Origin of the sequence: Pseudomonas sp. Marseille-Q0931, assembly GCF_940789645.1 — a bacterium.
Lineage (GTDB): Bacteria > Pseudomonadota > Gammaproteobacteria > Pseudomonadales > Pseudomonadaceae > Aquipseudomonas.
Genome location: NZ_CALNWT010000003.1, coordinates 221,536 through 240,266 on the forward strand (window position 1 = coordinate 221,536; position 18,731 = coordinate 240,266).

The 18,731-nt window shown below is 64.8% G+C and carries 14 protein-coding genes; 10 read left to right on the top strand and 4 right to left on the bottom strand.

Going from position 1 to position 18,731, the window contains the following annotated elements; translation table 11 throughout:
• The first annotated feature begins 84 nt into the window (after nt 1-84).
• The 8 genes from P3C50_RS09975 to P3C50_RS10010 all read left to right on the top strand — a co-directional run bounded on the left by P3C50_RS09975 (nt 85) and on the right by P3C50_RS10010 (nt 10,211).
• The gene (locus tag P3C50_RS09975) at nt 85-810 is read left to right on the top strand and encodes an RDD family protein (protein WP_275545884.1); all 726 of its coding nucleotides are present in this window, start codon (nt 85-87) and stop codon (nt 808-810) included.
• Nucleotides 807-1,787, top strand: coding sequence for a stage II sporulation protein M (locus tag P3C50_RS09980; RefSeq protein ID WP_275545885.1), 981 nt, complete (start codon nt 807-809; stop codon nt 1,785-1,787). Before P3C50_RS09975 ends, P3C50_RS09980 begins: the two co-directional genes overlap by 4 nt.
• Complete coding sequence (locus tag P3C50_RS09985) at nt 1,774-3,360, top strand: DUF4129 domain-containing protein (RefSeq protein WP_275545886.1); 1,587 nt, start codon at nt 1,774-1,776, stop codon at nt 3,358-3,360. Before P3C50_RS09980 ends, P3C50_RS09985 begins: the two co-directional genes overlap by 14 nt.
• The gene (locus P3C50_RS09990; protein ID WP_275545887.1) at nt 3,357-4,547 is read left to right on the top strand and encodes a DUF4350 domain-containing protein; all 1,191 of its coding nucleotides are present in this window, start codon (nt 3,357-3,359) and stop codon (nt 4,545-4,547) included. The genes P3C50_RS09985 and P3C50_RS09990 overlap by 4 nt, the downstream gene beginning before the upstream one ends.
• Nucleotides 4,544-5,578 carry an AAA family ATPase gene (locus tag P3C50_RS09995; RefSeq protein ID WP_275545888.1) on the top strand — a complete coding sequence of 345 codons (1,035 nt, stop codon included), beginning with the start codon at nt 4,544-4,546 and terminating at the stop codon, nt 5,576-5,578. The genes P3C50_RS09990 and P3C50_RS09995 overlap by 4 nt, the downstream gene beginning before the upstream one ends.
• Nucleotides 5,575-6,906, top strand: coding sequence for a DUF58 domain-containing protein (locus P3C50_RS10000; RefSeq protein WP_275545889.1), 1,332 nt, complete (start codon nt 5,575-5,577; stop codon nt 6,904-6,906). Before P3C50_RS09995 ends, P3C50_RS10000 begins: the two co-directional genes overlap by 4 nt.
• 256 nt (nt 6,907-7,162) lie before the next feature.
• Complete coding sequence (locus P3C50_RS10005; protein ID WP_003462535.1) at nt 7,163-7,744, top strand: superoxide dismutase; 582 nt, start codon at nt 7,163-7,165, stop codon at nt 7,742-7,744.
• A 403-nt stretch (nt 7,745-8,147) separates the two neighbouring features.
• Entirely contained in the window at nt 8,148-10,211 is a 2,064-nt protein-coding gene (locus P3C50_RS10010; protein WP_197856248.1) for a putative bifunctional diguanylate cyclase/phosphodiesterase, read from the top strand.
• A 305-nt stretch (nt 10,212-10,516) separates the two neighbouring features.
• Here P3C50_RS10010 and P3C50_RS10015 read toward each other — a convergent pair whose 3' ends face one another.
• The gene (locus tag P3C50_RS10015; RefSeq protein WP_275545890.1) at nt 10,517-11,422 is read right to left on the bottom strand and encodes a GIDE domain-containing protein; all 906 of its coding nucleotides are present in this window, start codon (nt 11,420-11,422) and stop codon (nt 10,517-10,519) included.
• A 10-nt stretch (nt 11,423-11,432) separates the two neighbouring features.
• Nucleotides 11,433-12,005 (bottom strand): LemA family protein, encoded by a 573-nt coding sequence (locus tag P3C50_RS10020; protein ID WP_197856250.1) that lies wholly within the window; start codon nt 12,003-12,005, stop codon nt 11,433-11,435.
• 190 nt (nt 12,006-12,195) lie between these two features.
• Between P3C50_RS10020 and P3C50_RS10025 the strand changes: the two genes are divergently transcribed.
• Nucleotides 12,196-13,533, top strand: a complete 1,338-nt coding sequence (locus P3C50_RS10025; protein WP_275545891.1) for an imelysin family protein — start codon at nt 12,196-12,198, stop codon at nt 13,531-13,533.
• A 74-nt stretch (nt 13,534-13,607) separates the two neighbouring features.
• Here P3C50_RS10025 and P3C50_RS10030 read toward each other — a convergent pair whose 3' ends face one another.
• Both P3C50_RS10030 and P3C50_RS10035 read right to left on the bottom strand, forming a co-directional pair.
• Complete coding sequence (locus P3C50_RS10030) at nt 13,608-14,435, bottom strand: AraC family transcriptional regulator (RefSeq protein WP_275545892.1); 828 nt, start codon at nt 14,433-14,435, stop codon at nt 13,608-13,610.
• Nucleotides 14,436-14,440: 5 nt separating this feature from the next.
• Nucleotides 14,441-15,010, bottom strand: a complete 570-nt coding sequence (locus P3C50_RS10035; protein ID WP_275545893.1) for a GNAT family N-acetyltransferase — start codon at nt 15,008-15,010, stop codon at nt 14,441-14,443.
• Between the two features lie 202 nt (nt 15,011-15,212).
• On the opposite strand from P3C50_RS10035, the gene P3C50_RS10040 reads away from it, so the two are divergent.
• Nucleotides 15,213-18,701, top strand: a complete 3,489-nt coding sequence (locus tag P3C50_RS10040) for a PAS domain-containing hybrid sensor histidine kinase/response regulator (protein ID WP_275545894.1) — start codon at nt 15,213-15,215, stop codon at nt 18,699-18,701.
• The last annotated feature ends 30 nt before the right edge of the window (nt 18,702-18,731 follow it).

Sequence of the window (18,731 nt, forward strand, 5' to 3'; positions counted from 1 at the left end):
CGTGACTCGGGCCAGCTCGCTGGCCCGGTTGCGTTCGTGGCCCGCTGCTCGCTAGCATCGGGCTTTCCTTGATGCAGTCCGCCGATGCCCTCACGCTCAAGCGCCAGCTTTTCATCCCCCCTGCCGCCCCTGGATACCCGCTATCAGGTCGAAACGCCGGAAGGCATCGATCTGCATCTGCGACCGGCCGGGCTGGTCCCGCGCGCCCTGGCGTTCGCCATCGACCTGGCCATTCGCGGCCTGATTCTCGCCCTGATGTTCATCGTCCTCGGCCTGCTCGGTCAGTTCGGCATGGGTCTGGGCACCATCCTGCTGTTTCTCGTGACCTGGTGGTACATGGTGCTGTTCGAGGTACTCAACCAGGGTCGCTCCCCCGGCAAGCAGATGCTTGGCCTGCGCGTGGTGCACGATGACGGCACGCCCATCGGCTGGGCTGCCTCGCTGACCCGCAACCTGCTGCGCTTCGTCGACATCCTGCCGTTCGGCTACACCCTGGGCATCATCAGTTGCCTGAACCATCCGGCGTTCAAGCGTCTCGGCGATATCGCCGCCGGCACGCTGGTGGTCTACCGCGACGCGCCGCTGAGCAAACCGCAACTCGCCGACGCCGAACCGCTGCAAGCGCCCTTCCCGCTCAGCCTCGGCGAGCAACGCGCCATCCTCGGTTTCGCCGAACGTGGCAGTCAGTTGTCCGCAGCCCGCAGAGCGGAGCTGGCGGCGCTACTGGCCGAACCGCTGCAGGTGCCTGTAGAGCAGGCAGAACCGCGCCTCAACGGCATCGCCCGTGGCCTGCTGGGGAGCGCTCCGTGAAGCAGAGTCTGTTCGAAAGTCGCCATCAGCCGGACTGGGATGCCTTCAACAGCCAGCTCGAGGCACTCGAGCGCGGCAAGGCCGAAGCGCAAACCTGCCAGAGCTTCGCCGCCCGCTATCGACAACTCTGCCAGCACCTGGCTCTGGCCCAGGCGCGCGGCTACAGCAGCCATCTGATCGATCAACTGCAGCAGTTGGCCATGCGTGGCCATCAGCAGTTCTACCGTCATCGCAGCCACCTTGGCGCGCAGATGATCCGCTTTCTGTTCGGCGGTTTTCCGCGCCTGGTTCGTAGCGAATGGCGCAGCGTCTGCGTCGCCAGCCTGCTGTTCTTCGGCAGCCTGGCCCTGATGGGGCTGCTGACATACCTCTATCCCGAACTGATCTTCAGCCTGGTCAGCCCCGATCAGGTCAGCGAAATGGAGCGTATGTACGATCCCGATGCGCGCCGCCTCGGCCGCTTCAGCGAACGCGGCTCCGGCGATGACTGGGTGATGTTCGGCTTCTACATCATGAACAACATCGGCATCGCCTTTCAGACCTTCGCCAGCGGCCTGCTGCTGGGCCTCGGCAGCCTGTTCTTTCTGCTGTTCAACGGTTTGATGATCGGCGCCGTGGCGGGCCACCTGACGCGCATCGGCTACGGCGAGCCGTTCTGGTCCTTCGTCATCGGCCATGGCGCCTTCGAGCTGACCGCCATCGCCCTGGCCGGCGCGGCAGGCTTCAAGCTCGGCTGGGCGCTGCTCGCGCCGGGCCGTCTGCCCCGCGGCGAAGCCCTGCGCCTGGCAGCCGGCAAGGCGATCCAGCTGGTCTGCGGGGTGATCCTGTTCCTACTGCTGGCCGCATTCATCGAAGCGTTCTGGTCGTCAACCACCTTCGCCAGCCCGAACATCAAGTACATCGTCGGTGCGGGTCTCTGGGTACTGGTACTGAGCTATCTGCTACTGGCCGGGCGGAGGCAGCATGCGCCTGACTGAAGCCAGCGTCGCCATTCGCCCGCGCAGCGCCTGGGAAGCCATCGACCTCGGCGTGCTGCTGGCCCGTCGTCACGCCGGCCTGCTGATGGCCAGCTGGGCGCTGGTCACCCTGCCGCTGTTCGCCCTGCTCTGCGCCCTGCTCTGGCAGTATCCGGGTTGGGCAGTGTTCCTGTTCTGGTGGCTCAAACCCGCCTATGAGCGGCTGCCGCTGTACATTCTTTCGCAGGCGCTGTTCGGCAATACGCCCTCGCTGAAGCAATCTTTGCGTGCGCTGCCGAAACTGCTGTGGCCACAGTTGCTGGCCAGCCTGACCTGGCGCCGTCTGAGCCCGACGCGCAGCTTCGATCTGCCCGTGCTGCAGCTCGAAGGCCTCTCCGGTCAGGCGCGCAGCCAGCGTCTGGTGGTGCTCGGCCAGCGCGACAGCGCCGCCGCTACCTGGCTGACGCTGGTGGGCGTGCACCTGGAAATCGCGTTGTGGATGGGCCTGGTCGCCCTGTTTTACCTGATGCTGCCGCAACAGATGGAGCTGGACTGGACCTGGGAAAGCCTGATCGCCGCCAGCAGCGGCCAGTGGTTGTGGCTGGAGCACCTGTCCAACCTGCTCTACGTACTGCTGCTGATCCTCTGGGAACCGGTCTACGTCGCCTGCGGCTTTACCCTCTATCTCAATCGCCGTACCGCCCTGGAGGCCTGGGATATCGAGCTGACCTTCCGCCGCCTGCACCAGCGCCTGACTGGCAGCGCCTACGCTCTGCTGCTCGGTTGCGCTGTGCTGCTGGCGCAGCTGCCAGGCGATGCCTGGGCCGACACGCCGCCGATCGTCAGCGAAGAGGTTGAGCAGACCGACGCGCAAGCCCCCGATGCCCCGCGCATGCTCAAGCAGCCGCTGACCAGCCAGGCCGCACGTGAAAGCATCGAAGCGCTGCTCGACGAGCCACCCTTCCAGCATCGCGAAACCGTCACGCGCTGGCGTCTGGGCGAAGAGAAGCCTGCAGAAGACCCCAAACCGGAAGACGTCGAAGCCTTCCTCGACATGCTCAAGAACCTGCTCAAGCTGGGCGAGTGGTGGAAGAGCCTGGATGTCGTCGCGCAAATTTTCGAAGTGCTGCTGTGGGCGGCGCTGGCCGCATTGCTGGCCTTCATCTTCTGGCGCTATCGCGAATGGCTGCAGGCCTTTGGCGAGCGCATCGGCCTGCCGACGCGGCGCCGGTCAGCGGCGCCGCAACAACTCTTTGGCCTGGAACTGGCGCCGGAGAGCCTGCCCGATGACGTCGCCAGCGAAGCCGAGCGGCTCTGGGCCGAACAACCGCGCGCGGCACTGGGCCTGCTCTACCGCGCCCTGCTCAGCCGCCTGCTGCACGAACACCGTCTGCCGCTGAAGCAGTCGCACACCGAAGGGGAAGTGCTGCACCTGGTAGCCGGCCTTGGGCAGCAGAACCTGGAGGACTATAGTCGCCTGCTCACCCAGCACTGGCAGGCGCTGGCTTATGGTCACCGCGTGCCCACCGAGTCCCTACGTCAGAGCCTGTGCCAGGATTGGCGCAGCTTGTTCGGCCAGGAGCGTGCGGCATGAGTCGGCGCAGCGGATTCATCCTCGCCATGACCCTGCTGCTGGTTGTGGGGCTGATCGCCAGCTACGTGCTGGGCAAACTCGAACCGTATGAAGACGTGATCGAGCACGGCCCTGCCCCCGAGGTTGCCAGCAGCCCCTACCTGGCCGCCGAACATTTTCTGCGCAAGCAGGGCATCGCCGCGCGCCGCGCAGAAGGCCTGGAAGTGCTCGACGATCTGCCCAGCAAAGGCCAGACCCTGATGCTGCTGGCCGACCGCGGCAACATGACGCCGCGCCAGGTCGAGCGCGTACTGCAATGGACGGCCAATGGCGGTCATCTGCTGTTCATCGCCGAACGACTGTGGGACGAAGAGGACGGCGAGAGCGGCGACCTGTTGCTCGACCTGCTCGGCATCCAGCAGTACATGAGTGACGAGCTGGACGATGAAGAGGCCAGCGAGGCGCAGGCGGAAAACCAGCAGGACGAAGCGCGCGAGGCCTACCCGCAACTCACCAAGCTCTACCTGGAGAACGAGCAGGCGCCGGCCTATATCGCCTTCGACACCGACTTCCACCTGTACGACGCGCAGAATCGCGCGCATGCCTGGGCCAACAGCGAGGCCGCCACGCACCTGTTGCAGCTGTACCACGGCGATGGCCTGATTACCGTACTGAGCGACCCGTGGATCTGGCAGAACCGCAACATCAACGAATACGACCACGCCTGGCTGCTCTGGTATCTGAGCCAGGACAGCGCCGTGACCTTGCTCTACCACGCCGACAGCGAAGGCCTGGCGCGCCTGCTGCTGCGCCATTTCCCGCTGGCCTTGCTGGTCCTGGCCCTGCTGATCATCGCCGCCCTGTGGCACGTTGGCGTGCGTCACGGCCCGCTGCAGGCACCGGCCAGCCGGGCACGCCGCCAGCTCGAGGAACACCTGCGCGGCAGCGCCGACTTCCTCCTTCGCCGCAGTGGCCAGCACAGCCTGCTCAAAGGCCTGCAGCAGGACATCAATCGCCGTGCGCGGCGCCGCTACCCAGGCTTCGAGAAGCTCGCCGTAGCCGATCAGTGGCAGGTGCTCGGTCGCCTGACCCGCCTGCCCGCCAAGGACATCAGCCAGGCCATGCGCCCCTTGCCGCCACAACGCCTGTCTGCCAGTGATTTCACCCGCCAGGTCGCCCACCTGCAAACCCTCAGGAATGCCCTATGAGCGAGATCCCCGAGAACGACAACCTGCCGGAGCAGGAAACCCCGGCCGCCGCGCCGAGCAATCCGCAGGTGCAGCAACGCCAGCGTGCCAGCCAGTTGGCCCAGGCCCTGCGCGCCGAACTGCGCAAGGCCGTGATTGGCCAGAGCGCGGTGATCGATGACGTGCTCACCGCATTGCTCGCCGGCGGCCACGTGCTGGTCGAGGGGGTACCGGGCCTGGGCAAGACCCTCCTGGTACGCGCCCTGGCGCGCTGCTTCGGCGGCGAGTTCGCACGCATTCAGTTCACCCCGGACCTGATGCCCAGCGATGTCACCGGCCACGCCGTGTATGACATGCAGAGCGAGCAGTTCAAGCTGCGCAAGGGCCCGGTATTCACCAACCTGCTGCTGGCCGACGAGATCAACCGCGCACCGGCCAAGACCCAGGCTGCCCTGCTGGAAGTGATGCAGGAACGCCAGGTGACCCTGGAAGGTCGCGCTCTGCCGGTACAGCTGCCGTTCATGGTGCTGGCGACCATGAACCCGATCGAGCAGGAAGGCACCTACCCTCTGCCGGAAGCCGAGCTGGACCGCTTCATGCTCAAGCTGCGCATGGATTATCCGCAGCAGGACGAAGAATTGAACATGGTGCGCCAGGTGACCCGGTCGGCCAAGGCCGACATGCTCGAAGTCAGCCCGCTGCGTACCCTGCTGCAAGCCAAGGACGTGTTGGCGCTGCAGAAGATCGCCAGCGACCTGCCCCTGGATGATCAGGTGCTCGATTACGCCGTACGCCTGGCCCGCGCCACCCGCAGCTGGCCGGGCCTGGCGATGGGTGCCGGGCCGCGTGCCTCCATTGCCCTGGTGCGCGGTGCCCGTGCACGCGCACTGCTGCGTGGCGGCGACTTCGTTCTGCCGGATGACATCAAGAGCTGCGCGCTGGCCGTGCTGCGTCATCGCGTGCGCCTGGCACCTGAGCTGGATATCGAAGGCCTGTCAGTGGATCAGGTTCTGCAGCAACTGCTCGATCAGGTACCGGCACCGCGCCTATGAAACCTTCGCGCCTGCTCCTTGGGCTGCTTGGCGGCCTGTTCGCCGCTGCCGTGCTGCTCGGTGCCCTGCCACTGCTCGGCATTCGCCTGGCAGACAGCCTGATGCCGCTGGCCTGGGGGCTATTGCTGGCCTTGCTGCTGATCGCCTCCGTCGATGGGCTGTGGCTGCGCCGCCAGGGTTCGCCACGCCTGGAGCGCGTGCTGCCCGGCAACCTGCCGCTGGGACGCTGGAGCGAGGTGCAACTGATCGCCCATCACGATTTCACCCAAACACAGGAAATCGAAGTCTTCGATCATGTGCCCGAAGGCATGGCCTTCGAGTTCCTGCCACAACGCATCACCCTGCACCCCGGCCAGCAGACGCGAGTCAGCTATCGCCTCAAGCCGCTGATCCGCGGGCACTTCCATTTCGCCCGGTGCGAGCTGAAGCTGCCCAGTCCACTGCGCCTGTGGCAGGCCAAACGCCTGCTGCCGCTCGCCGACGAAAGCCGCGTCTACCCGGATTTCGCGCGTCTCTACGGCGCGCAGCTCAAAGCCGTGGACGACTGGCTGAGCCAGCTGGGCGTGCGCCAGCGCCCACGCCGCGGCCTGGGCCTGGAGTTTCACCAACTACGCGAATTTCGTGATGGCGACACGCTGCGTCAGATCGATTGGAAGGCCACCGCCCGCAAGCGCATGCCCATCGCCCGCGAGTATCAGGACGAGCGCGATCAGCAGATCGTCTTCCTACTCGACTGCGGCCGCCGCATGCGCAGCCAGGACGACGAGCTGTCGCACTTCGACCATGCCCTCAATGCCTGCCTGCTGCTCAGCTACGTGGCGCTGCGCCAGGGCGATGCCGTGGGCCTGGCGACCTTCGCCGGCAACCAGTCACGCTACCTGGCCCCGGTCAAGGGCCCCGCGCAACTGAACGTGCTGCTCAACGCCGTCTACGACCTCGACACCAGCCAGCAACCGGCCGACTTCAGCGCCGCTGCCGACTTGCTGCTGGCGCGTCAGCGCCGCCGCTCGCTGGTGGTACTGGTGACCAACCTGCGCGACGAGGATGACCAGGATCTGCTCGCCGCCGTACGCCGCCTGTCGCGCCAACACCGCGTGCTGATCGCCAGCCTGCGCGAGGAAGCGCTGGACCGCCTGCGCCAGACGCCGGTAGAGCAATTCGACCAGGCCCTCGCCTACTGCGGCACGCTCGACTACCTCAACGCCCGCGCCGAATTGCACGAACGCCTGGCTGCCCATGAGGTGCCGGTGCTCGACGCCCGCCCGGGCGAACTGGGCCCGGAGCTGGTCAGCAGTTATCTGGCCTGGAAAAAAGCCGGCGCCCTGTAAAGGCAACTGCTGGCGCGCACGATGGTCGAAGCCACTGTCGCAGAGGCCCTGGCACCGGCTTTCCCACACAGATGTTGCGTGGTTATGGCCGTGGCCGGGTGCTATGATCCCGAGTCTGCGGCGCAAAGAGTACAAACTCGACGCCGCTTCGAGTGGTGTTTGCAAAGCCGCTAGCGCAGCAGTTGTGAACGCCCTCCACGGGCCGCCCGTGATCGGCCTGGCGCATACCGCACACGACCTGAGTAGGAGATAGACCATGGCTTTTGAATTGCCGCCGCTGCCTTACGAAAAGAATGCTCTCGAGCCGCACATTTCCGCCGAGACCCTCGAATTCCACCACGACAAGCACCACAACACCTACGTCGTGAACCTGAACAACCTGGTGCCGGGCACCGAGTTCGAAGGCAAGAGCCTGGAAGAGATCGTCAAGACTTCCTCGGGCGGCATCTTCAACAACGCCGCTCAGGTGTGGAACCACACCTTCTACTGGAATTGCCTGTCGCCGAACGGCGGTGGCCAGCCCACTGGCGCCCTGGCTGACGCCATCAACGCTGCCTTCGGTTCCTTCGACAAGTTCAAGGAAGAGTTCAGCAAGGTCTCCATCGGCACCTTCGGTTCCGGCTGGGGCTGGCTGGTGAAGAAAGCTGACGGTTCCCTGGCCCTGGCCAGCACCATCGGCGCCGGCTGCCCGCTGACCAGCGGCGACACCCCGCTGCTGACCTGCGACGTCTGGGAACACGCCTACTACATCGACTACCGCAACCTGCGTCCGAAGTACGTCGAGGCGTTCTGGAACCTGGTCAACTGGGACTTCGTCGCCCAGAACTACGCGGCCTGAGTCCAAGCCCCGTAACGCAAAAACCCGGCCCATATGGCCGGGTTTTTCGTGTCTGGTACCTGGGTCGGCGTCTCGGGCAAGCGATGCGCCGGGCTCCGCCAGATCTGTGCGTTCGACACACCAGTGATGTAGATTCAGCCATGAACCAGTGCCGGTCCATGCCGGGCCGCAGCAGGCGCAAAAGCAGCCACCGCGCTCCATCAATCCGACAAAGGGTGCTCAAGTCTCGCGCAATCGCACCGACATAGGGCAACGCATCGACCTGGAAGCGCCGACTCTCATCATGAACATTCCTTATAGAATAAAAAGTGCCACCAGACATGATGGCCCTTTGACGGCTAGGGCTAGATTGCCAATACTCTCGTCTGAATGACGCTGCACGCATCGACACAAGGAATTGCCTTTGAAGCTGGAATTAAAGAACAGCTTGTCACTCAAGTTGCTCCGCGTGGTGCTGCTTTCCGCGCTGGTGGTCGGAGTGGTATTGAGCTGCGCGCAAATCGTCTTCGATGCCTACAAGACACGCCAGGCGGTCGCGAACGATGCTCACCGCATTCTCGGCATGTTTCGCGATCCATCGACCCAGGCCGTGTACAGCCTGGACCGTGAAATGGGCATGCAGGTGATCGAGGGCCTGTTCCAGCACGAGTCGGTGCGCTACGCCTCCATTGGTCACCCCAACGAGCCGATGCTCGCCGAGCGCTCGCGCGAGCTGGCACAAATGCCCACGCGCTGGCTGACCGACCCGATCCTCGGTCAGGAACAGCAGTTCGCTACCAAGCTGGTCGGCCGCGGTCCTTACAGCGAATACTACGGCGACCTCAACATCACCCTCGACACGGCGCCCTACGGCGAGAGTTTCGTCACCAACTCGGTGATCATCTTCATCTCCGGCGTGCTGCGCGCCATGGCCATGGGCCTGGTGCTCTATCTGGTCTACCACTGGCTGCTGACCAAGCCGCTGTCGAAGATCATCGAACACCTCACCAGCATCAATCCCGACCGACCCAGCGAACACAAGCTGCCGATGCTCAAGGGCAACGAGAAGAACGAGCTGGGCCTGTGGATCAACACCGCCAACCAGTTGCTGGCCTCGATCGAACGCAACACCCACCTGCGTCGCGAAGCCGAGAATAGCCTGCTGCGCATGGCCCAGTACGATTTCCTCACCGGGCTGCCCAACCGCCAGCAACTGCAGCAGCAGCTCGACCAGATTCTCGAAGACGCCGGCCGCCTGCAGCGCCGCGTCGCCGTCCTGTGCGTCGGCCTCGACGACTTCAAGGGCATCAACGAACAGTTCAGCTACCAGAGCGGCGATCAGTTGCTGCTCGCCCTCTCCGATCGCCTGCGCAGCCACAGCGGGCGTCTCGGCGCGCTGGCCCGCCTGGGCGGCGACCAGTTCGCCCTGGTTCAGGCCGACATCGAGCAGCCTTACGAAGCCGCCGAACTGGCGCAGAGCGTGCTCGACGATCTGGAACTGCCCTTTTTGCTCGATCAGCACGAAGTGCGCCTGCGCGCCACCATCGGCATCACCCTGTTCCCGGAAGACGGCGACAGCACCGAGAAGCTACTGCAAAAAGCCGAACAGACCATGACCCTGGCCAAGAGCCGCTCGCGCAACCGCTACCAGTTCTACATCGCCAGCGTCGACAGCGAGATGCGCCGCCGCCGCGAGCTGGAGAAGGATCTGCGCGATGCCCTGGCGCAGAACCAGCTGCACCTGGTCTACCAGCCGCAGGTGGATTATCGCGACCACCGCGTGGTTGGCGTCGAAGCGCTGCTGCGCTGGCAGCATCCGCAGCATGGCTTCGTCGCGCCGGACCTGTTCATCCCTCTGGCCGAGCAGAACGGCACCATCATCCCTATCGGCGAGTGGATTCTCGATCAGACCTGCCGCCAGCTGCGCGAATGGCACGACCAAGGCTTCAGCGACCTGCGCATGGCCATCAACCTGTCCACCGTGCAGCTGCACCATGCCGAGCTGCCGCGCGTGGTCAACAACCTGATGCAGGTCTACCGCCTGCCGCCCAGGAGCCTCGAACTGGAAGTCACCGAGACCGGCCTGATGGAAGACATCAGCACTGCCGCCCAGCACCTGCTCAGCCTGCGTCGCTCCGGTGCACTGATCGCCATCGATGACTTCGGTACCGGCTATTCCTCGCTGAGCTACCTGAAGAGTTTGCCGCTGGACAAGATCAAGATCGACAAGAGCTTCGTGCAGGACCTGCTCGAAGACGAGGACGACGCAACCATCGTTCGCGCCATCATCCAGCTGGGCAAGAGCCTGGGCATGCAGGTCATCGCCGAGGGCGTGGAAACCGCCGAACAGGAGGCCTACATCATCGCCCAGGGCTGCCACGAGGGTCAGGGCTATCTGTACAGCAAGCCGCTACCGGCGCGCGAGCTGACCCTGTTCCTCAAGCAGGCAAGACGCCTGAGCTCGGCCGCCAACCCGGCCACGCTCTGAGGCGTACTACACTGACCGCCTTCGAGCGCTTCTTGTGTGAACGGAATTACGCCATATCGGCGGGCTTGTTCGTTCAAGGGGCTGGGGGCGTTTCCGGCAACAGCGCCTGCCCGACGGTGGGAGCGGACTTGTCCGCGAAGCCTTTCTACAGAGCCAGTCCAATTCGCGGACAAGTCGCTCCCAAGAACACCCTATCTGCCTGCAGCGTTCCAGAAACCCGGCGGCGCGTGTTCGCAAGTTCCCCTGACCCCTCACCACTAAACGGAAGACGATGGACGAGCATTGAGCGCTCAGGTTGCGTCTTTCTAGAAGTGCTGCACACCCAATAACCAGGCCGTGGCCAAGGCGCCTGCCAGGCACAACACGGCACCACCGGCAGCCTGCCAATAGAAATTGCGCGCCAGTTCGTCCTCCCCGCTGTTGGAGAGGATGAACGGCTGACGTTCACCGGGCTTGGCCATCTGGTGCCGCGCCGGCTCGGAGGCTTTCTGCCGGTGGCGATCCTCGGCCTCCAGCTGCGCAGCCAGGCGTACGCGATTCCATTCCTGCTCATCGAGCTCACCGTTGCCGTCGCTGTCGAAGCGCCGCAGCAGGCCTGCGTAGTCGCCCTTCCATTCGCGGATCACTTCACCCTGAGCGGCATGCCTGTCGAATCCCTGCTGCGCAGCGCCGAGGGTGCGAAAATCGCCAATGGCATACAGCGGCTGGCCAACGTGAAAGCGCTCCTCGCTGTAGCGATAACGCTGGCCACTGGTAAGAAAGCCGAACAGCCCGGTCTTGGCCGGGCCCAGCGGGTGGCGCAGATTGCCCTCCCACACCTCGCGCACCGCCGCTTTGATCTCGGCACCGCGCGGGTCGATCAGGCATTCGCCGGTGCCGTCGACCAGGCGCAGCCAGGCGTCACTGGCACCACTCTCGATCACCCGCCAGCTGCGCTTCTTGCCGCTGGAGCGGTATTCCTCGATACGAAAGCGCCACCACAGGCACGGTTTGCCGGTCAGCGGCCCGCGAACCGGCATGTCCGGCAGCGCTTCGAGCACACCATAGAGTTCGACATAACCCTGCGCCGCCGAGCGGATCTTCGAGGTGGGCGTATCGAGCAGATGACGCGCCTGCGACCAACGCCGCAAGAACCACCAGGCGCCGCCGAGGCAGGCGCCAAGGGTAAAGGCCAGTGTCGTGAAGAAGCCAATAGGGTCGGCTTGCAACATCGGCAGGCGCTCAGTTGAATAACGATTTCAGATCTACGTCTGCCTTCTCCGCCTCGCTGAACACCAGCAAGTCGGCAGCCTGGAAGTTGAACATGCGCGCAACGATCACATCGGGGAACTGCTCGATGCGCACGTTGTTGAGGTTGACCGCCTCGTTGTACAGCTCGCGGCGATCGGCGATGCCGTTCTCCAGGCCGCTGATGCGCTGCTGCAGGTGCTGGAAGCTGTCGTTGGCTTTGAGCTCCGGGTAGTTCTCGGCCAGGGCGAACAGCTGGCCGAGGCCGGCACGCAGGCCACTCTCGGCCTTGCCCAGGGCGCTGACGTCCTGCTGCTCGCGGGCGCTGGCTACGGCGCTACGCGCGGCGATCACGCGCTCCAGGGTCGAGCCTTCGTATTGCATGTACTGCTTGCAGGTCTCCACCAGCTTAGGCAGTTCGTCGTGGCGCTGCTTGAGCAGCACGTCGATGTTCGACCAGGCCTTGCTCACGCCATGCTTGAGGCGCACCAGGCCGTTATACAGGGACACCGCGTAGGCGCCGAGCAGGACGAGGACGACGATAACGATCACGGCGGTCAGGCTCATGCAGTTTTCTCCATGCAGAACTGCGAATCAGGTGTCGGCATTCTAGCGACAGGAACGACATGTGGCAGCGATATCCCGCACAAGGGCAAATAATGGCCTTTACACATAATGCGAAACATTTGCATTATGTCGCGGCTTTTTCAGGTACGCCTGCGTACCGTCCACATTCGTACATGCAAAGGACCCCGCCATGATTCGTATGCCCCTGGCTTCGGCCAGCCTGCTGGCCATCGCCATTTCCCTCGCTGGCTGCGGCGAAGACAAAGCTCCCGCCACCCAGGCTGCAGCGCCTGCCGCCGCCACCGAGAGCGCGGCTCCGGCCACTGCCGCGAAGGTCGACGAAGCAGCGGCAAAGGCCGTGGTCAATCACTACGCCGATCTGGCCCTGGCCGTGTTCAGCGACGCCGCCAGCACTGGCAAAGACCTGCAGGCTGCAGTCGATGCGCTGCTCGCCGCCCCCAGCGAGGCGACCCTGAAAGCCGCCCGCGAAGCCTGGCTGGCTGCGCGCGTGCCGTACATGCAGACCGAAGTGTTCCGTTTCGGCAACCCGGTGGTCGACGAGTGGGAAGGTCAGCTCAATGCCTGGCCGCTGGATGAAGGCCTGATCGACTACGTCGCCGAAGATTACCAGCACGCACTGGGCAACCCGGGCGCGCAGGCCAACATCATCGCCAACACCGAGATCCAGGTCGGCGAAGACAAGATCGACGTCAGCGAGATCAACGGCGAGCTGCTGGCCAGCCTGAACGAACTGGGCGGCTCCGAAGCCAACGTCGCCACCGGCTACCACGCGATCGAGTTTCTGCTCTGGGGCCAGGACCTGAACGGTACCGAGCCAGGTGCTGGCGAACGCCCCTACACCGACTACCTGGTCGGCGAAGGCGCCACCGGTGGCCACAACGAGCGTCGCCGCACCTACCTGAAAGCCGCCACCGACCTGCTGGTCAGCGATCTGGAGGAAATGGTCGAGCAGTGGAAGGACGGCGTGGAAGGCAACTACCGCAGCGAACTGGTCGCCGATTCGGGCGAGAACGGCCTGCGCAAGATGCTGTTCGGCATGGGCAGCCTGTCGCTCGGCGAGCTGGCTGGCGAGCGCATGAAGGTGGCGCTGGAGGCCAACTCCACCGAAGACGAGCATGACTGCTTCAGCGACAACACCCACAACTCGCACTTCTACAACGGCAAAGGCATTCGCAACGTTTACCTGGGCGAATACAAGAAAGCCGACGGCACTACCCTGACCGGTCCGAGCCTGTCCGAGCTGGTCGCCAAGGCCGACTCCCAGGCCGATGCCACGCTCAAGGCCGACCTGCAGGAAACCGAAGCCAAGCTGCAGGCACTGGTCGACAGCGCCGAGAAGAACAACGTGCACTTCGATCAGCTGATCGCGGCCGATAACGCCGAAGGCCAGCAACTGGTGCGTGACGCCATCGCCGCCCTGGTCAAGCAGACTGGCGCCATCGAGCAGGCCGCGGGCAAGCTGGGCATCGGCGACCTGAACCCGGACACCGCCGATCACGAATTCTGATCGACGCAGCGGGCTGAAAAAGCCGGCGCCTCCGTAAGGAGCGCCGGCTTTTTTACGTCTGGTTTTCGCTGCTGTCAGTTGCGCGCCACGGCGCTGCGATACTCGCCAGGGCTGACGCCGTAGGCCTGCTTGAACTGTCGCGACAGGTGGCTCTGGTCGGCAAAGCCCAGCTGCATGGCCACGGCGACCGCCGTGCAGCCGGTCCTGAGCAACGCACGCGCCTGTTCCAGACGACGTTGCTTGAGCCAGGCATGCGGCGGCAGCCCGGTCGCACGGCGAAACACCCGGGCGAAATGAAAGGGTGAGAGATTGACCGCAGCCGCCAGCTCTTCCAGGGAAGGTGGCTCGATCAGGCGGTCGGCGAGCATCTGCTTGGCACAGGCCACGGCCCAGGGCTCGCGCCCGGGCGCAGGCGGTTCGGCCAGCCGTGCATGACGCTGGAACAGCAGCAGAATCGCCTCACGCCAGGCTAGTTGCTGCTGCAGTGCTTCAGCGCCGTCCTCGAGCAGGCGATGCAGTTGCAGGAAGGCGCTGTGCAACTGCGGATCATGCAGCACGCTGAAGGAAAACGACGGCATGCCCGCCCTGGCCAGGCCCAGCTCCTGCAGCGCACCCAGCACCTGATCATTACCCGGATAGAAGCCGCGATAGCGCCAGCCGTCGTCATGCGCCTTGGAGCCGGTGTGCACTTCGTCCGGGTTGATCAGCACCATGCTGCCCTGCGGTGCCAGGTGGTCGCTGCCACGGTGATGAAAGCGCTGGGCACCGTGCTCGATCACGGTGAAAACGAAGCCCTCATGCACATGAGGCGCGAAGCGTTGTTCCAGGTAGCGCGCCTGCAACAGCTCGACTCCGCTCAATGCGGGAGCTTGCCAGAAGCGGGTCTGCTCGCGAATTTGCATGCAGCTCAGGCGCCGAAGCCCGCCTCCATCGCCTCTCGCAGCGCCGGCCATTCCTGATCGGTGATGCTGTACAGCACGGTATCGTCGAGACGGCCATCGGCCAGCCGACGATGGTTGCGCAGCAGACCTTCACGGACGGCGCCCAGTTTCTCGATGGCGCGTTGCGAACGCTGGTTGCTGGCGGCGGTTTTCAGCTGTACGCGGACCATGCCCCAGTTGTCGAAGGCATGCCTGAGCATAAGGTACTTGATGGTGGTGTTCAGGCCGCTGCCATGCTGATTGCGATCGAGCCAGGTCCAGCCGATTTCGCAGGCCGGCAGGGCGTTCATGAAATCGGCGAAGCGGGTGGTGCCCACCAGCTCGTCACCCAGGCGAATAACGAAAGGTAGCGCGCGCTGCTCGCGCAGATCGGCCAGGGCGCTGCGGTACCAGTCCAGGCGCTGGGTACCGCTCATGTACAGCAGCTCCTCGCGATTGGCCTCAGCCAGTGCTACCAGGGCGGGGATGTCCGCATCGGAGAGCGGTTCCAGGCGCAAAGCGCCACGTTGCAACGTCACCAGTTGCGGCTTGAACATAGGGGCTTCCTCGGGTCCGTCCTTGGGCAGAATCGCAAACCGACCACGCTATCAGCCCCTGCGCTGCTGCACAATCGAGTCCCGTCGCAAAGCACAGCTGCCTGGCTGCGACCTTGGTCGCAGCCGACAGCGTCCGGCTTTGTGCAACACTGATCAACATCGTTTCGTCCTGTTTCGTTCCACTGCGTGTTTCGGAGTCTGCATGTCGCTGTCCCCCGGGCTGATCGCCGCGGTCGCCCTGATCTACATGGCCATCCTTTTCGCCATCGCCTTCTATGGCGACCGCCGCAGTGCGCCCATGCCGCCGAAAGTCCGCGCGTGGGTATATTCGCTGTCGCTGGCGGTGTATTGCACCAGTTGGACCTTCTTCGGTGCCGTCGGCCAGGCTGCCGAACAACTGTGGTCGTTCCTGCCGATCTACCTCGGCCCGATCATCCTGCTGCTGACCATGCCCTGGGTGCTGCAGAAGATGGTGATGATCAGCAAACAGGAGAACATCACCTCGATCGCCGACTTCATCGCCGCGCGCTACGGCAAGTCGCAGTCGCTGGCCATCGTCGTCGCACTGATCTGCCTGGTCGGCGTGCTGCCCTACATCGCCCTGCAGCTCAAGGGCATCGTACTCGGAGTCAACCTGTTGATTGGCGAACACGCCCAGGACACCGGCACCAGCGCCCAGGACACCGCTCTGATCGTGTCGCTGGCACTGGCGCTGTTCACCATCCTGTTCGGCACGCGCAACCTCGATGTCACCGAGCACCACCGCGGCATGGTGCTGGCCATCGCCTTCGAATCGCTGGTCAAGCTGCTGGCCTTCCTTGCCGTCGGCGCCTTCGTCACCTTCGGCCTGTACAACGGTTTCAACGACCTGCTGCAGCAGGCACACAATACTGCCGAGCTGGACGACTTCTGGAACGAGGCGGTGAACTGGCCGGCGATGCTGGTGCAGACCGGCATGGCCATGATCGCCATCGTCTGCCTGCCACGGCAGTTCCACGTCACCGTGGTGGAGAATATCGAGCCCAAGGACCTGCGCCTGGCACGTTGGGTGTTTCCCGCCTACCTGGTGCTGGCCGTGCTGTTCGTCGTGCCCATCGCCCTGGCCGGGCAGATGCTGCTGCCGGCCGGCATCACGCCGGACTCCTTCGTCATCAGCCTGCCGCTGGCCGAGGCCCATCCGGGGCTGGCGGTACTGGCCTTCATCGGCGGCGCCTCGGCGGCCACTGGCATGGTGATCGTCGCCTCGGTGGCGCTATCGACCATGATTTCCAACGACATGCTGCTGCCCTGGCTGCTGCGCCGGCAGAGCACCGAGCGGCCGTTCGAGGCGTTTCGCCATTGGATGCTCACCGCCCGCCGGGTCAGCATCGTGCTGATTCTGCTGCTGGCCTACGTCTGCTATCGCCTGCTTGGCGAGGGCACCAGCCTGGCGACCATCGGCCAGGTGTCGTTCGCCGCCATCGGCCAGCTGGCGCCGGCCATGTTCGGCGCCCTGGTGTGGAAGCAGGCCAATCGCCGCGGCGTGTTCGCCGGCCTGATCGTCGGCGCCATGCTCTGGTTCTACACCCTGGTGCTGCCGCTGGCGGCACGCGGCATGGGCTGGTCGCTGGACAGCTTCCCCGGCCTCACCGCCCTGCTCTACGCCCCCATCGGCCTGCAGGTCGACCCGCTGACGCGCGGCGTGGTGCTGTCGCTGGCCGGCAACATGCTGTTGTTCGCCTGGGTGTCCTGGTTCTCCCGAACCCGCGTTTCCGAGCACTGGCAGGCCGGGCGCTTCATCGGCCACGATCTGGGCACCAAGCCCAGCGGCCGCAGCCTGCTGGCGGTGCAGGTCGGTGACCTGCTGATGCTCTCCAGCCGCTTCGTTGGCGAGGAGCGTGCGCGCCAGAGTTTCACCCGCTTCGCCCTGCGCCAAGGCAAGAACAAGGCCTTCGATCCCAACCAGCCGGCCAACAGCGAATGGATCGCCCACACCGAGCGCCTGCTCGCCGGCGTGCTAGGCGCCTCGAGCACCCGTGCGGTGGTCAAGGCCGCCATCGAAGGCCGCGAGATGCAGGTCGAGGATGTGGTGCGCATCGTCGACGAGGCCAGCGAGGTGCTGCAGTTCAACCGTGCCCTGCTGCAGGGCGCGATCGAGAACATTACCCAGGGCATCAGCGTGGTCGACCAGAACCTGCGCCTGGTGGCCTGGAACCATCGCTACCTGGAATTGTTCGAGTATCCCGAAGGCCTGATTTACGTGGGGCGGCCGATTGCCGAGATCATCCGCTTCAACGCCGAGCGTGGCATGCTCGGTGGCGGCAACGTCGAAGAGAACGTCGCCAAGCGCCTGTACTGGATGCGCCAGGGCACTGCGCACAGCTATGAACGGGTATTCCCCAACGGCCGGGTGATCGAGCTGATCGGCAATCCCATGCCGGGCGGCGGCTTCGTCATGAGCTTCACCGACATCACCGAATTCCGCGAAGCCGAGCGCGCCCTCAAGGATGCCAACGAGAGCCTGGAGCGGCGGGTGGCCGAGCGTACCTTTGAGCTGTCGAAACTGAACCAGGCGCTGACCGAGGCCAAGGCCCACGCCGAGGCCGCCAACCAGTCGAAGACGCGCTTCCTGGCGGCGGTCAGCCATGACCTGATGCAGCCCCTCAATGCTGCGCGCCTGTTCTCCGCAGCGCTGGCCCATCAGGACGATGCGTTGCCCAGCGAAGCGCAAGAGCTGGTCCGGCACCTGGACAGCTCGCTGCGCTCAGCGGAAGACCTGATCACCGACCTGCTGGATATCTCACGTCTGGAGAACGGGCGGATCACGCCGGATCGCCACCCCTTCGCCCTCTCCAACCTGTTCGACACCCTAGCCGCCGAGTTCGGTGTGCTGGCTGCGGAACAGGGCATCGACCTGCGCGTGCATGGCAGTCGGCACTGGATCGACAGCGACATCAAGCTGCTGCGCCGGGTGTTGCAGAACTTCCTGACCAACGCGTTTCGCTACGCCAAGGGCCGCGTGGTGCTGGGCGTACGCCGCGAGGGCGAGCAATTGCGTCTGGAAGTGTGGGACCGCGGCATGGGCATCCCCGAGGACAAGCGCAAGGTGATCTTCGAGGAATTCAAACGCCTGGACAGCCACCAGACCCGCGCCGAGAAAGGCCTGGGGCTGGGTCTGGCGATTGCCGACGGCCTGTGCCGCGTGCTCGGCCATCGCCTGGAGGTGCGCTCCTGGCCAGGCAAGGGCAGCGTGTTCAGCGTCAGCGTGCCGCTGGCGAGGAAACCGGCGCCGAAGCCGCAAGGCCCGGCCGTATCCGCTGTTGACGGCCAGCCGCTGCAAGGCACCCAGGTGATCTGCATCGACAACGAGGACAGCATCCTCACCGGCATGCACAGCCTGCTGTCGCGCTGGGGCTGCCAGGTGTGGACAGCGCGCAACCGTCTGGAGTGCGAACACCTGCTCAGCGAGGACGTGCACCCGCAGTTGGCCCTGGTCGACTACCACCTGGACGAAGGCGAGACCGGCACCGAGCTGATGGCCTGGCTACGCACCCGCCTGGGCGAGCCCGTGCCCGGCGTGGTGATCAGCGCCGACGGCCGCCCGGAGCTGGTCGCCGAGGTGCATGCCGCCGGCCTCGACTACCTGCCCAAGCCGGTCAAGCCGGCTGCGCTGCGCGCCCTGCTCAGTCGTCATCTGGTGTTGCGCGGTTAGCAAGCACCCGCCGTTTTTACAAGGTCGCCG

What these genes read in the sequence shown, in the direction of transcription:
- P3C50_RS09975 (WP_275545884.1), top strand. Translation starts at nt 85, where the DNA reads ATGCCCTCACGCTCAAGCGCCAGCTTTTCATCCCCCCTGCCGCCCCTG.
- P3C50_RS10030 (WP_275545892.1), bottom strand. Translation starts at nt 14,435, where the DNA reads ATGCAAATTCGCGAGCAGACCCGCTTCTGGCAAGCTCCCGCATTGAGC.
- P3C50_RS10025 (WP_275545891.1), top strand. Translation starts at nt 12,196, where the DNA reads ATGATTCGTATGCCCCTGGCTTCGGCCAGCCTGCTGGCCATCGCCATT.
- P3C50_RS09985 (WP_275545886.1), top strand. Translation starts at nt 1,774, where the DNA reads ATGCGCCTGACTGAAGCCAGCGTCGCCATTCGCCCGCGCAGCGCCTGG.
- P3C50_RS10015 (WP_275545890.1), bottom strand. Translation starts at nt 11,422, where the DNA reads ATGTTGCAAGCCGACCCTATTGGCTTCTTCACGACACTGGCCTTTACC.
- P3C50_RS10035 (WP_275545893.1), bottom strand. Translation starts at nt 15,010, where the DNA reads ATGTTCAAGCCGCAACTGGTGACGTTGCAACGTGGCGCTTTGCGCCTG.
- P3C50_RS09990 (WP_275545887.1), top strand. Translation starts at nt 3,357, where the DNA reads ATGAGTCGGCGCAGCGGATTCATCCTCGCCATGACCCTGCTGCTGGTT.
- P3C50_RS10020 (WP_197856250.1), bottom strand. Translation starts at nt 12,005, where the DNA reads ATGAGCCTGACCGCCGTGATCGTTATCGTCGTCCTCGTCCTGCTCGGC.
- P3C50_RS09995 (WP_275545888.1), top strand. Translation starts at nt 4,544, where the DNA reads ATGAGCGAGATCCCCGAGAACGACAACCTGCCGGAGCAGGAAACCCCG.
- P3C50_RS10040 (WP_275545894.1), top strand. Translation starts at nt 15,213, where the DNA reads ATGTCGCTGTCCCCCGGGCTGATCGCCGCGGTCGCCCTGATCTACATG.
- P3C50_RS10005 (WP_003462535.1), top strand. Translation starts at nt 7,163, where the DNA reads ATGGCTTTTGAATTGCCGCCGCTGCCTTACGAAAAGAATGCTCTCGAG.
- P3C50_RS10000 (WP_275545889.1), top strand. Translation starts at nt 5,575, where the DNA reads ATGAAACCTTCGCGCCTGCTCCTTGGGCTGCTTGGCGGCCTGTTCGCC.